The sequence below is a fragment of the Flaviramulus sp. BrNp1-15 genome, assembly GCF_022259695.1.
Classification (GTDB): domain Bacteria; phylum Bacteroidota; class Bacteroidia; order Flavobacteriales; family Flavobacteriaceae; genus BrNp1-15.
In genome coordinates this window covers 3,226,790-3,240,020 of sequence record NZ_CP092099.1, presented here as the reverse complement: position 1 = coordinate 3,240,020, position 13,231 = coordinate 3,226,790, and the positions used below count along the sequence as shown (strand labels likewise).

The following is a 13,231-nucleotide window of genomic DNA, read 5'->3' as shown; positions in this document are numbered from 1 at the left end:
GTTTTTTAATTTAAAATAGAATTTACAAATTTATCAATGCTAGTAACACCTTCATGAGTTAAATGTTTAATAAAAGCACTACCTATGATAGCGCCTTTTGCATATTGAGTAGCTTGAGAAAATGTTTTGTTATCTGATATTCCAAAACCTATTATTTGCGGATTTTTTAGATTCATTTCATCAATACGTTTAAAGTAATTGGTTTGTTCATCTCCAAAACCTGATTTTGCTCCCGTTGTACTGGCGCTACTTACCATGTATATAAATCCGTTTGAAACAGAATCTATAAAATTGATACGTTCTACACCGGTTTGAGGTGTAATTAAAAATACATTTATAAGACCATATTTTTCAAAAATAGCTTGATATTCTTCATGATAAACATCTACAGGTAAATCAGGAATAATCAATCCATCAATACCAATATCTTGACATTTTTTACAAAACGCTTCAACACCATATTGGAGCATTGGGTTGAAATATCCCATAATAATCAGAGGAATTGAAACCGTTTTTCTAATGTCTTTTATTTGGTTGAAAAGCACCTCGGTAGTCATGCCGTTTTTTAAGGCCTGTGTAGAGCTTGCTTGAATAGTTGGTCCATCGGCTAATGGATCGCTAAACGGTAATCCAATTTCAATCATGTCTACACCGTTTTTCTCTAAATCTTGAATAATGGAAACCGTATCATTAATATTTGGATAACCAGCAGTAAAATATATGGATAGAAGTTTTTTGTCTTCTTTTAATTTTTGATTTATTCTGTTCATTGAAAATTAAATTATAATTTAAAATAATCTATATAAGTATTTAAATCTTTATCACCTCGACCAGATAAACTCACCACTACAACATCGTTAGGTTTAAAGGTTTTATGTTCAAAAATGGCTAAGGCATGAGAGGTTTCAATAGCTGGAATAATACCTTCAAGTTTTGAAAGCTCTAATCCAGCAGCCATGGCATCACTATCTGTAATAGACATAAATTCTGCTCGACCAGTTTTAGATAAATGAGCATGCATTGGACCAACACCTGGATAATCTAAGCCTGCCGAAATAGAATAGGGCTCTGTAATTTGACCATCTTTTGTTTGCATCAACAAGGTTTTACAACCGTGAATAATACCTTCTTTTCCTAAAACCGAAGTCGCAGCGCTTTCACCAGAATCTATACCTAAACCAGCTGCTTCAACAGCAATAATTTTTACATCTTTTTCGTGTAAAAAATGATAATACGTTCCCGCTGCATTACTACCACCACCAATACAGGCAACAACATAATCTGGGTTTTCTCGATTTTCATGTTCTTTTAATTGCCATTTTATCTCTTCTGAAATAACCGACTGAAAACGCGTTACCATATCTGGATATGGATGCGGACCAATGGCTGAACCAATAATATAATGCGTATTTACAGGATTGTTAATCCAATCTCTAATGGCTTCGTTTGTGGCATCTTTTAAAGTTCTGCTTCCAGATAAAGCAGGAACTACAGTTGCTCCCAACATTTTCATTCTGGCAACATTTGGTGCTTGTCGTGCAATGTCAATTTCACCCATGTACACAATACACTCTAATCCCATTAAAGCACAAACCGTTGCAGTTGCAACACCATGTTGACCTGCTCCTGTTTCAGCAATAATTCGGGTTTTACCCAAACGTTTTGCCATAAGAATTTGTCCAATGGTGTTATTGATTTTATGTGCTCCAGTATGGTTTAAATCTTCACGTTTTAAGTAGATTTTAGTGTTATATTTTTCTGAAAGACGTTTTGCAAAATAAAGTGGAGAAGGACGACCCACATAATCTTTTAAAAGCTGGTTGAATTCTTTTTTGAATTCTGGTTCATTCATCACTTTTAAATAATTTTGGCGTAACTCCTCAACATTTGGGTAAAGCATTTCTGGGATGAATGCTCCACCAAATTCACCATAATAGCCTTTTTCGTTTACGTTGTAATTCATAATTTCTGTCATTCCTGCGAAGGCAGGAATCTGTTTAATGTTATCTTTTTATTTCTTTGTTCATTTTGTCTTGATACAAAACGAACCAAAAAATCATTTCAAAATTAGGAAATTGCTAAAGCATCATTCGTTTTCAGAATTTCGTGCTTGAAGCTTCGCTTCGCATCTTCATTCTTTCACTCACTATTTCTGAATTTTGACTTTTCCGACTGTGTCGGAATTTCAAGTTCGTTTAATATTTTAAATTCTTGTTTGAATCTTTTTAAATCTTCAATTTTTTTAAATCCCGGTTCAGTTTCAAATTTGCTGTTTACATCAATAGCATAGCAATATTTTGAAGCTTCACTTTTTTGGAATTCTTTTATGTTTTCTATTTCGTTTAAACCAATGCCACCACTTAAAAAATATGGTTTTATAGATGGGTAATTGTTTAACACATTCCAATTGAATGTGTAACCATTTCCACCGGGTAATTTGCCTTTTGTATCAAATAAAAAGTAATCACATACATCTTCATAAAGCTTTAAAACATCAAAATCAAATTCATTTTTTATGGAAAAGACTTTAATGATTTCGAGTTTTTCGTCATTGCGAGACTGTTTTTCTGAGTCGTGGCAATCTGCTTTTTGTGATGAGATTACTTCGTCGTTGATCTCCTCGTAATGACGTTTCAATGCATCACAATATTCAGGCGTTTCATTGCCATGTAATTGAACTGCTTGTAAATCGTTTTTATCTATTTTAGCAATAACATATTTAATATCTGCATCAACAAAAACACCAACTTTTTTTATGTTTTTTGGAATATCTGGAATAGTTTCAGAATCAAATTTTCTTGCGGATTTTTCGTAAAATATAAACCCAAGATAATCAGGTTGCAGTGCAGCAACATGTATAATGTTATCTTGATATTTCATTCCACAAACCTTTAGTTTCATGCGTTTAATGCTTTAATAAATGCTGTTGCGCTTTCTCCAGGATTATTTGTTTTCATAAAGTTTTCGCCAATTAAAAAGCCTTGATAACCATAAGGTTGTAATTCCTTAATAGCTTCAATGTTGCTAATGCCGCTTTCTGAGACCTTCACAAAATCATCTGGAATTAACGTGCTTAAAGTTTTACTGGTTTCTAAACTAACATCAAATGTTTTTAAGTTTCTGTTGTTTACTCCAAGCATATCCAAACTTGGCATAATAGATTTATGCAATTCTTCTTCATTATGAACTTCTAACAGCACATCAAGTTTTAAACTTTTTGCTAATTCTGAAAACTGTTTTATTTCTTGTCGGGTTAAAATTGCAGCAATTAATAAAATTACATCTGCACCATAGGCTTTGGCTTCTAAAATTTGATATTCATCAATGATGAATTCTTTTCGTAACAAGGGTAAATTGCAACTTGCTCTAGCTATAAGTAAATCGTCTAACGAGCCACCAAAATACTTTCCATCTGTTAAAACAGACATGCCACAAACACCTGCATTTTCATAACCTTTTGCAACATCTTGAACATTTAAATTGTTGTTGATGATCGATTTTGAAGGTGAACGACGTTTATGTTCTGCTATGATACCCGATTTACTGTGTCTCAACTTGTTTGCAAGTGAAGCGGTTTGTCTTTCAAATAAAACAGATTGCTCTAATTGAGTAACTGGAATTAGACTTTTTCGTAAGTCTACTTCTTTCCTTTTATCAAGTGTTATTTTATCTAAAATGTTCATTTACTTAGCTCAATCAATTTATCTAAACTTACTTTGGCTTTTCCAGAAAACAAGGATTCTTTTGCCATTTCAAAACCTTCTTTGTGTGTGATTTGTTTTGTAGTTGCTATTGCTAAACCTGCATTGGTACAAACTACATTGTTTTGTGCTTCAGAGCCTTTTCCGTTAATGATGTCTACAAATATTTTTGCAGCTTCAGCAACAGTATTGCCTCCAAAAATATCTTCTTGTTTTATTGTTGAAAGCCCTAAATCTTCTGGTGAAAAAAGAGTTTCAGAATGATTTGAAACAATTTTTGCTTGTCCTGTTAACGAAATTTCATCATAACCATCTAGAGCAAAAACGATGTTGTAATTTTTATCGGTATTTTGGTATAGAAAGCTATACAGTCGTAAAACTTCTAAATTAAAAACACCCAACATTTGATTTTTTGGAAATGATGGGTTTACCATAGGCCCTAACATATTAAAAAAGGTTTTAACGCCTAATGCTTTACGAATAGGAGCTACATTTTTCATTGCTGGATGAAACAATGGTGCGTGCAAAATGCAAATTCCTGCTTGGTCTAAAGAACGTTTTAGAAAGGCTTCATCATTAGAAAATTTCACGCCTAAATGTTCCATAACGTTTGAGGAGCCAGAAGTAGATGATACTCCATAATTACCATGTTTAGAAACATTAACGCCAGCACCAGCAGTAACAAAAGATGATAGGGTTGAGATGTTGAATGTGTTTTTTCCATCTCCACCAGTACCCACAATATCTATAGCATTAAATTCGTCAAGGTTTATGGCAACACAAAGTTCTAAAAGCGCATCTCTAAATCCTTGTAATTCTTCTATGGTTATGCTTCGCATCATAAAAACCGAAAGAAAACAAGCAATCTGGCTTTGGTTATACATATCGTTAGAAATGTTTACCAAAATTTGTTTAGCCTCTTCACTTGAAATGGTTTCGTGGTTTATGAGTCTGTTTAATACGTCTTTCATGCCTTAAGAATTTAACCAATTTTCAAGTATTTGTTTTCCATCTGGTGTTAACACCGATTCTGGATGATATTGAACACCTTTAACATCGTAAACTTTATGACGTAAAGACATAATTTGTCCGTTTTCATCAAAAGATGTAGCTTCTAAACTATCGGGTAAATTAGGATTTACAACCCAAGAATGATAGCGACCAACTTCTATGTTTTTATCTAAACCTTTAAAAATGGGTTCATCATCAACACTTATGGTAACATTGGTTGCTACTCCATGATAAACATCGTCTAGATTAATAAGGCTTCCACCAAAAACTTCTCCAATAGCTTGTTGCCCCAAACAAACGCCTAAAATACTTTTTGTTGGTGCATATTTTGCAATAATAGCTTTTAATAAACCAGCTTCATCAGGAATTCCAGGACCAGGAGATAGTACAATTTTATCAAAAGGTTCAACATCTTCTAAAGCTAATTTATCGTTTCTTACAACGGTAACATCACAATTTAAATCTTCTAAATAATGCACCAGATTGTATGTAAAACTATCGTAATTATCTATAACTAATATCTTTTTCATTTTATATGTCTTCTGCTAATTTAATGGCTTTAGTTAAAGCTCCAAGCTTGTTGTATACTTCTTGTAATTCGTTTTCTTGGTTCGATTTTGAAACCAATCCTGCGCCTGCTTGCCAATTTAATTTATAGTCTTTACTTAAAAAAGTTCTAATCATTATAGCGTGATTAAAATTGCCGTCAAAATCCATAAACCCAATGGCTCCACCATAATAACCACGATTAGTTTTTTCATATTTTTCAATAAGTTGCATCGCCATGTGTTTTGGTGCGCCACTTAATGTGCCAGCAGGAAAAGTGTCAGCAACTACTTGCATGGTTGAGGTTGTATCATGTTTTTTACCCACGACCTTACTCACCAAATGAATAACGTGTGAGAAAAACTGAACTTCGCGATACGTCTCTACTTTTACTTGACTTCCGTGGCGACTTAAATCGTTTCTTGCCAAATCTACAAGCATTACGTGTTCTGCATTTTCTTTGTCGTCGTTTTTTAGTTTTTCGGCTAAAATTTCATCTTTATGTTCATCACCTGTTCGTTTAAAAGTGCCAGCAATAGGATGAATTTCGGCTAAACCATCAGAAACAATAAGTTGTGCTTCAGGAGAACTTCCAAATATTTTAAAATCACCGTAATCAAAATAAAAGAGGTAAGGTGATGGATTTATGCTTCTTAAGGCACGATATACATTAAAATCATCACCTGTGAATTTTTGCGAAAATCGCCTTGAAAGTACTAATTGAAACACATCACCTCGATGACAATGTTTCCTTGCCAATTCTACATGTTCTTTAAATTCCTCATCAGTTAAATTAGATAAAATGTCTCCTTTTGAATTAAAGTTAAATGAAGCAAAGTTTTGAACATTGATTAATTTATCAATTTCATGGATATTGTTATCCATATCCTCATAACAATGTGCAAAAATATAAGCCTCATTTTTAAAATGATTTATAGCAATAATATTTTTATAAACAGCATAATAAGCATCAGGTATAATAACTGAATCATCTTTTTTGCTGATTTGAATATCTTCAAAATAACGAACCGCATCATAAGCTGTATAGCCAAAAATGCCGTTATTTATAAATTTGAAATTTTCTTCAGTTTTAGTATCAAACTTCTTTGTGAAATTATGGATTTCTTCAACCACATTAACATTCTCTGTTATTTCTATTGAAGTTGAATTGCCATCAGGAAAAGTTTCTGAAATAACTTCATTTTCAACTTTAATTGAAGCAATAGGATTAAAACATATATATGAAAAGTTTTTATGACTTCTGTGGTAATCACCACTTTCTAAAAGAATACTATTAGGGTATTTGTCACGTATTTTATAATACACGGTAACAGGAGTAATAGTATCTGTTAAGATTCTTTTATGATGGGTGTATAGGCTGTATTTTTTCATTTAATGTTAGTTTACTTATTCTGAAAAATGCTTACAGAACAAAGAAAAAGGCTTGTCGTGAATGACAAGCCTTTTGAATATTTTAAGTTTTAAATATACTAGGATTTTACTTCACGAAAGTTAGTTTCGAAAGCACCACCACCAAGTTTTATTTAAAATTGTATTCATTTTTTGCTATTTGTTGCATCAAATATAGAAATGAAAAAATAATTAACCAATATTTTTTAATTAAAATAAAAAACTTTCACTAATGAAGTTATTTTTTTACTAATAAATAAGCTTAATGCTGATTAATTTATTAATTAATCAAGAGATATTAACTTTTGTAATCTTAAAATAGTTGTTTTTTGCTTTTTTATAAAAATAAGAAACCTGTTTTTTAAGCACTTTTTATTAATTTCATCTATTAATCGAGTAATATTACTTATTTTGTTTTTCAAGTTTTTATTTTAAATGCATAAGTTATTCTTTTTGCTAGGTTTTTTTATAACGATGAGTGTAAATGGACAAACATGTCCAAGGCTTACTAGTCCTACGAATGGTTCAACTAATGTTCCAGTAAATACAACTATAACTTGGAATAATGTTGATGGAGCAACTGGATACATAATTAATATAGGAACTTTTTCAGGTGGAGGAGATTTAATTTCAACTCAAACAGGTACAAACTTTTATACCCCACCATTAGGATTGCCTGATAATACAGAAATATTTGTTACCATTACGCTTTTTTTCTTTGATCAGCCAGATGTAGTTTGTCAAACAGAATCATTCTTCACAGAAGATATCACAACTGCACCAAACTGTACAAATTTGATAAGACCTTCAAACGGGGCCGTAAATATAAATGTAGGTGCGAATATTAGTTGGAATTATGCTATTGGAGCAACAGGTTATTTTATTAGTGTAGGAACAACGTCTGGCTCAGGAGATTTAATAAATAATTTAGATGTAGGTAATGTTTTGCAATATAACCCAGCAATTGATTTGCCTCCATTAACTGAAATTTTTGTTAACCTAATACCCTATAACGAAAACGGAAACCAAACTTCTTGTAGCGAAGAAAGTTTTATAACTGGTACTCTTGCAGCTTTACCAATTTGTAGCCCACTAATTTATCCAGTTAATGGTCAAACCAATGTGCCTTTATCTCCTTTTATAGAATGGGAAGCCTCACTAGGAGCAACAGGTTATAAAGTTTATATTGGTTCTTCTCCTTTTGAAAACGATATTTTAGACGAAGGTATCTTTTTTACAAACTCAACATTTGTTCTTAATTTCGAATCTAATAGCTTATATTTCATTAGAGTTATTCCTTTTAATGATTCTGGAGATGCATTAGGATGTACACAAAGTAGTTTTTCCACAATTTTAGGGTGTGGTCCATTTTTCGATATTGATACAGGTGAGTTAACAACATTAAATCCTGATATAAATTTTCCTGATGTAGTTGAGGTTTGTTTAGACCAAAATTCAACTATAATAAGTTCTTCTGATGACGCAGATGGATATAGATGGTATGCTATTGATGCGAATGGTGATGAAGTTTTAATTTCTGAGGAAAGTCAAGTTAGTATTAATGAATCTGGTAACTACATTTACGAAGCTTTTAATTTTCCTGATAATGAAAATTTAGATACAGAATGTTCCTCCTTTAAAACATTTAATGTAATTGCTACCAATGGATTGATTACAATTGATAATGTAGAGGTCTCTCAAGTTTCTGGTGGACTTGAAATTTTAATTAATGTATCTGGTAATGGAAATTATGAATACTCGGTTATAAGTGAAAATGGACCTTTTCAAGACAGTAATTTTTTTGATAATGCACCTATTGATACCAGAAATATTTATGTAAGAAATAAAAATGGTTGTGGTAAAGCAGAATATAGAATTAGAGAATTGAATTTAGATATTTTTCCAAGATTTTTCACACCAAATGCAGATGGTTTTAATGATGTTTGGCAATATAAACCACAAAGTAATCATGATTTTACTATTGAATCTATATTTATTTACAATCAATATGGGAAATTGATAAAACAAATAAGCCCGAATGGAGAAGGTTGGAATGGTACAATGAATGGAGAATTGTTGCCAGATTCTGATTATTGGTATTATGCAAAAGACTCTAACGGAAAAATCTATAAAGGTCACTTTGCTTTAAGAAGATAACTACGCTAATTTTATGTTAAAAGTCGGCTACAGTTATTAAGTATTGTATAAATTTATTGCTATACAAATTCCCAAACACCAGAAAGAATATATGAAATTTAAAATTATAGTTATTATTTGTCTTTCTTTTTTGGCATGTAAAAATGATCAAAAAGAAAAAACAACAGTTGTTCAAGCTGTTGAAAAAAATGACTCTAAGATAAATGAAATTGAACTAGAAGTTTACGATTTTAATGGCTTTGAAAAGTTTTTGAACAAAAAAGATGATAAGATTTACGTTGTAAACTTTTGGGCTACTTGGTGTGCTCCATGCGTTAAAGAATTGCCATATTTTGAGAAGTTAAATGAAGAGTACAAAACTAAAAACGTAGAAGTTATTTTGGTTAGTTTAGATTTTCCTCATTTGTACGATAAAAAATTGAAACCGTTTATAAAAGATAGAAAGTTAACATCAAAAGTAATAGCTTTAGATGATGTTGATATGAATACATGGATTCCTAAAGTAGACAAAACATGGTCAGGATCCATACCAGCAACCATCATTTATAAAAACAATACTAAGAAATTTTTTGAGCAATCATTCACTTACGATGAATTAGAAACAGAGTTAAAACATTTTTTAAATTAAGTTATTATGAAAAAAACAGTTAAATTAATTTCAGCAGCATGTTTAGTGTTGCTAATTAGTGCCTTTACAATCAGTAAAACTACTGCAATTGATGGTTATAAAATAGGTGATATAGCCGAAGATTTTTCACTTAAAAATATAGATGGGAAAATGGTTTCTTTAGCAGATTATAAAAACGCTAAAGGCTTTATTGTAACCTTTACATGTAATACATGCCCATATGCGGTAGCTTATGAAGACAGAATTATTGAGCTAGATAAAAAATATGCGCCAAAAGGCTACCCTGTAATTGCAATAATGCCTAATAGTATTGAAGTTAAGCCAGATGATAACTTACCATCAATGAAAGCCAGAGCAGAGAGTAAAGGGTTTACATTTCCATATTTAATAGATGCAGAACAAAAAGTTTATCCAAAATTTGGAGCTACTAAAACACCACATATGTTTGTGCTTCAAAAAACAAAAAAAGGAAATGTAGTTAAATATATTGGAGCAATAGATGATAATTATAAAGATGCATCAGCAGTTACTACAAAATATGTAGAAGAAGCCGTAAATGCATTGCTTAAAGGAAAAGAGATTAAAGAAAAAGAAACTAAAGCGATTGGTTGTTCCATAAAGGTTTAATTATAAATATCTTAAGAGTTTAAAAAAAAACTGAAGTGTAATACTTCAGTTTTTTTTTCGTCTATAATTTTAATATGTATTAATTTTGCAATACATAATTATTAAAAACAATATGGAAGATTTAACACAAGAAGAGTGGAAAGAACAGTTAGCAAACGATGATAATGCTGTAATACTTGATGTAAGAACAGACGCTGAAGTTGCTGAAGGGATTATACCTAATGCTATTCAAATAGATATATATAAAGGACAGGAGTTTATAAATGAAATAGAAGATTTAGATAAAAGCAAAAGTTACTATGTGTATTGTCGATCTGGTAATAGAAGTGGACAGGCATGTAAGATTATGGAGCAATTAGGTTTTGAGCAGGCTTATAACCTTGAAGGAGGAATGTTGCAATGGACAGGAGAAATCGTTGATAAAAACTAGTAATACGATATGAAAAAAGTATTTGTATTAATCTTTGCTACAGTTAGTTTTGGATTTTTTAATTGTAAAGAAACATCTGCTAGTAAAAATTTTGAAAATATATCACCAGAACAATTTAATTCATTTATAAGTGGTAATTCAGTTCAACTTATTGATGTGAGAACCTCTAATGAATTTAATTCTGGTCATATTCCAAATGCAATGAATATTGATTTTTTTTCTGATGAATTTGTCAATAACATTAATAAATTAGATAAAGAAGCGCCAGTTTTTATATACTGCAGGTCAGGAAAACGCAGTGGTAAAAGTGTTATTGATTTTCAGAAAGCTGGATTTAAAAAAATTTACAATTTAGAAGGCGGTTTTCTTAAATGGAAATCTGTAGGATATTAAGTTATAAAAATTCAAAAAAAGCCCTTTTCTAAACTAGAAGAAAAGGGCTTTTTTTTGTTGTAATGAACATTCAACTTTTTTTTAGGTAATTCACCTTTTTTATTATAATAGATTATGTTATTTCTATTATTTTTACTAAAAATTAATTATTTAATTGTGAATGTGTTAAAATTTAATTACCTTTTTAACATAAAATTCAGATTAATCCATTAACCCCTCATTTTAAAAGTATGGAAAACGGATACGTTATATTAGGAATCATAGCATTACTATTCTTAAGTATGTATGGCTATTCTTATTTGTCAGTTTTTAGAGAAAAAACGGCAATTAAAAGAGAGCAAAAAAAGGAATTAATAGCAAAAGAAGTAAGACGTCAAAAGCGTCTTAAACATCAAGAAATTATTGATGAAAAAGTAAAAGCCTTCAACAAAAGAAAAGAAGAAATACAGCATGAGCTAATGATGTTAGAAAAAATGAAGAAAAAGCAAAAAGTTAGCTAAGAATTAAATAATAAATCGAAAGCCCATATGATACTATTTTATATGGGCTTTTTTATTTTTAAAAACTAAGTTATAATTTATTATGTTTTTTGTTACCTTAGATGAATGACACACGAACTTTTACATATAATACAAGCAACTATAGCTAATCAAGCTTCTAACATAAAAAGTGTATTAGCCACAGTAGTTGATTTAGATGGTTCTTCATACAGACGTCCTGGAGTACGTATGTTATTATCTAGTAATGGGGATATGGTTGGGGCTGTGAGTGGTGGTTGTGTAGAAAAAGAAGTGTTACGTAGAGCACAATCTGTTTTTAAAACAGGTAAGGCAAAAATAATGACTTATGATGGTCGTTATCGCTTAGGTTGTGAAGGTGTGTTGTATATTTTGTTAGAACCTTTTTACGTTTCAGAAGAATTGAAAAACGCTTTTTTTCAAGAAGTTGATAATAGAAGTACATTCAATTTAAATTCATATTATAAAAGAGAAGATGAATGTATAGGTGATTTTTTCTCTGAAATCTTATTAGAGAATGATAAATCTTTTACATTTTCAAAACGTCTTAATAATCTAAAACCAGATACTCAAAGTGTTAAAGTGTTTACTCAAAAACTTCCACCATGTTTTAAATTACTTATTATAGGCGGAGAACATGATGCTGTAAAATTAAGTAAAATGTCAGCTCTTTTGGGTTGGGAAGTAGAGGTTGTTACTTCTGTTAAAGACCCCAAAACTTTGGAGGATTTTCCAGGGGCAAAAAAAGTTGAAGCAACAACACCGGAGGGATTTGTAGTTAGTGGCTTAGATAATCAATGTGCTGTGGTGTTAATGACACATAATTATGCTCAAGACTTAAGATATCTTTTAAAGTTAAAAGATTGTGAATTACCATATATAGGTGTTTTGGGTTCTGCTAAAAGAAGAGAGCAATTACAAAATGATTTATTTGAGTATACTACAGATTTTGATGAATCATTTTTAGAGAGTATTCACAGTCCAGCTGGGTTAAATATAGGAGCCATAACACCAGAAGAAATAGCTTTATCTATTTTATCAGAAATTTTGGCTATTACCAGAAACAAAAAACCTATTAACTTAAACACCATTTCTGGAAAAATACATTCACAAAATTGAAACGTATTTCAGTTTTAATATTAGCTGCTGGAAACGCTTCAAGAATGGGACGTATTAAGCAGTTATTACCCTATAATAATTCAACCCTTTTACAGGTTGCCATAAATAATGCTCTAGCTTCTAAAGCCAATGATGTGCATTGTGTTTTAGGAGCCAATTCAGAAATTATACAAAAAGAAATTAAAGCAGATAAGGTTACTTTTATTAATAACCCAAACTGGCAAGAAGGCTTAAGTTCTAGTATTGTAGCTGGAGTTGAATACTTGAAGACCTTAAAAGAAGAAACCGATGCTATCATGATTATGCTTGCAGATCAACCTAAAGTAGATAAATATTATTTAAATGAATTAATTGATTTATTTAAAAAGAATGAAAACAAAATCATTGCATCAATTTATAAGAACAGAAAAGGAGTACCAGCCATTTTTCCTTCAACTCATTTTAACGAACTTTTGCAGCTTAAAGGAGATAAAGGAGCAAATTTACTTTTGAATAACTCTGACCAAGATGTAATCTCTCCCGATTTGAATATTAATAATATTTTGAAAGATATTGATACACCTGAAGACTATAAGCGATTTATTAAAGACACATAAATAACATCAAATATGATAGTTTTTCAAACAATACCGAAAACGTTTTAGAACTCTAATTATAAGTTAATTACTTAAAATTAACAAAAAGTCTTGAT

15 protein-coding genes are annotated in these 13,231 nt (G+C 30.8%); 8 read left to right on the top strand and 7 right to left on the bottom strand.

The window, feature by feature from the left end; translation table 11 throughout:
- Nucleotides 1-5: 5 nt before the first annotated feature.
- The 7 genes from trpA to MBM09_RS14310 form a co-directional block, all read right to left on the bottom strand.
- The gene (trpA, locus tag MBM09_RS14340) at nt 6-770 is read right to left on the bottom strand and encodes a tryptophan synthase subunit alpha (protein WP_238674405.1); all 765 of its coding nucleotides are present in this window, start codon (nt 768-770) and stop codon (nt 6-8) included.
- Nucleotides 771-781: 11 nt separating this feature from the next.
- A complete protein-coding gene (trpB, locus tag MBM09_RS14335; RefSeq protein ID WP_238676348.1) occupies nt 782-1,963 on the bottom strand; it encodes a tryptophan synthase subunit beta in 1,182 nt (393 codons plus the stop codon).
- Between the two features lie 176 nt (nt 1,964-2,139).
- Entirely contained in the window at nt 2,140-2,901 is a 762-nt protein-coding gene (locus MBM09_RS14330; RefSeq protein WP_238674404.1) for a phosphoribosylanthranilate isomerase, read from the bottom strand.
- Nucleotides 2,898-3,683, bottom strand: a complete 786-nt coding sequence (gene trpC, locus MBM09_RS14325) for an indole-3-glycerol phosphate synthase TrpC (RefSeq protein WP_238674403.1) — start codon at nt 3,681-3,683, stop codon at nt 2,898-2,900. Before trpC ends, MBM09_RS14330 begins: the two co-directional genes overlap by 4 nt.
- Entirely contained in the window at nt 3,680-4,672 is a 993-nt protein-coding gene (trpD, locus tag MBM09_RS14320) for an anthranilate phosphoribosyltransferase (protein ID WP_238674402.1), read from the bottom strand. The genes trpC and trpD overlap by 4 nt, the downstream gene beginning before the upstream one ends.
- 3 nt (nt 4,673-4,675) lie before the next feature.
- Nucleotides 4,676-5,242 (bottom strand): aminodeoxychorismate/anthranilate synthase component II, encoded by a 567-nt coding sequence (locus MBM09_RS14315; protein ID WP_238674401.1) that lies wholly within the window; start codon nt 5,240-5,242, stop codon nt 4,676-4,678.
- 1 nt (nt 5,243) lies between these two features.
- On the bottom strand, nt 5,244-6,650 hold the full coding sequence (locus tag MBM09_RS14310; protein ID WP_238674400.1) for an anthranilate synthase component I family protein: 1,407 nt from the start codon (nt 6,648-6,650) through the stop codon (nt 5,244-5,246).
- Between the two features lie 492 nt (nt 6,651-7,142).
- Here MBM09_RS14310 and MBM09_RS14305 point away from each other — a divergent pair, with 492 nt between their 5' ends.
- From MBM09_RS14305 to MBM09_RS14270, 8 genes are all read left to right on the top strand, one after another.
- On the top strand, nt 7,143-8,825 hold the full coding sequence (locus tag MBM09_RS14305) for a T9SS type B sorting domain-containing protein (protein WP_238674399.1): 1,683 nt from the start codon (nt 7,143-7,145) through the stop codon (nt 8,823-8,825).
- A 91-nt stretch (nt 8,826-8,916) separates the two neighbouring features.
- Complete coding sequence (locus MBM09_RS14300; protein WP_238674398.1) at nt 8,917-9,453, top strand: TlpA disulfide reductase family protein; 537 nt, start codon at nt 8,917-8,919, stop codon at nt 9,451-9,453.
- 6 nt (nt 9,454-9,459) lie between these two features.
- Nucleotides 9,460-10,080, top strand: coding sequence for a thioredoxin family protein (locus MBM09_RS14295; RefSeq protein ID WP_238674397.1), 621 nt, complete (start codon nt 9,460-9,462; stop codon nt 10,078-10,080).
- Nucleotides 10,081-10,192: 112 nt separating this feature from the next.
- Nucleotides 10,193-10,510, top strand: coding sequence for a rhodanese-like domain-containing protein (locus MBM09_RS14290; protein ID WP_238674396.1), 318 nt, complete (start codon nt 10,193-10,195; stop codon nt 10,508-10,510).
- A 9-nt stretch (nt 10,511-10,519) separates the two neighbouring features.
- Nucleotides 10,520-10,903 carry a rhodanese-like domain-containing protein gene (locus MBM09_RS14285; RefSeq protein WP_238674395.1) on the top strand — a complete coding sequence of 128 codons (384 nt, stop codon included), beginning with the start codon at nt 10,520-10,522 and terminating at the stop codon, nt 10,901-10,903.
- Between the two features lie 230 nt (nt 10,904-11,133).
- Nucleotides 11,134-11,403 (top strand): hypothetical protein, encoded by a 270-nt coding sequence (locus tag MBM09_RS14280; RefSeq protein ID WP_238674394.1) that lies wholly within the window; start codon nt 11,134-11,136, stop codon nt 11,401-11,403.
- 105 nt (nt 11,404-11,508) lie between these two features.
- Entirely contained in the window at nt 11,509-12,540 is a 1,032-nt protein-coding gene (locus tag MBM09_RS14275) for an XdhC family protein (protein ID WP_238674393.1), read from the top strand.
- Nucleotides 12,537-13,136, top strand: coding sequence for an NTP transferase domain-containing protein (locus tag MBM09_RS14270; RefSeq protein WP_238674392.1), 600 nt, complete (start codon nt 12,537-12,539; stop codon nt 13,134-13,136). The genes MBM09_RS14275 and MBM09_RS14270 overlap by 4 nt, the downstream gene beginning before the upstream one ends.
- The last annotated feature ends 95 nt before the right edge of the window (nt 13,137-13,231 follow it).

Coding starts and splice junctions, on each gene's coding strand:
- trpA (WP_238674405.1), bottom strand. CDS start 770: ATGAACAGAATAAATCAAAAATTAAAAGAAGACAAAAAACTTCTATCC.
- trpB (WP_238676348.1), bottom strand. CDS start 1,963: ATGAATTACAACGTAAACGAAAAAGGCTATTATGGTGAATTTGGTGGA.
- MBM09_RS14330 (WP_238674404.1), bottom strand. CDS start 2,901: ATGAAACTAAAGGTTTGTGGAATGAAATATCAAGATAACATTATACAT.
- trpC (WP_238674403.1), bottom strand. CDS start 3,683: ATGAACATTTTAGATAAAATAACACTTGATAAAAGGAAAGAAGTAGAC.
- trpD (WP_238674402.1), bottom strand. CDS start 4,672: ATGAAAGACGTATTAAACAGACTCATAAACCACGAAACCATTTCAAGT.
- MBM09_RS14315 (WP_238674401.1), bottom strand. CDS start 5,242: ATGAAAAAGATATTAGTTATAGATAATTACGATAGTTTTACATACAAT.
- MBM09_RS14310 (WP_238674400.1), bottom strand. CDS start 6,650: ATGAAAAAATACAGCCTATACACCCATCATAAAAGAATCTTAACAGAT.
- MBM09_RS14305 (WP_238674399.1), top strand. CDS start 7,143: ATGAGTGTAAATGGACAAACATGTCCAAGGCTTACTAGTCCTACGAAT.
- MBM09_RS14300 (WP_238674398.1), top strand. CDS start 8,917: ATGAAATTTAAAATTATAGTTATTATTTGTCTTTCTTTTTTGGCATGT.
- MBM09_RS14295 (WP_238674397.1), top strand. CDS start 9,460: ATGAAAAAAACAGTTAAATTAATTTCAGCAGCATGTTTAGTGTTGCTA.
- MBM09_RS14290 (WP_238674396.1), top strand. CDS start 10,193: ATGGAAGATTTAACACAAGAAGAGTGGAAAGAACAGTTAGCAAACGAT.
- MBM09_RS14285 (WP_238674395.1), top strand. CDS start 10,520: ATGAAAAAAGTATTTGTATTAATCTTTGCTACAGTTAGTTTTGGATTT.
- MBM09_RS14280 (WP_238674394.1), top strand. CDS start 11,134: ATGGAAAACGGATACGTTATATTAGGAATCATAGCATTACTATTCTTA.
- MBM09_RS14275 (WP_238674393.1), top strand. CDS start 11,509: ATGACACACGAACTTTTACATATAATACAAGCAACTATAGCTAATCAA.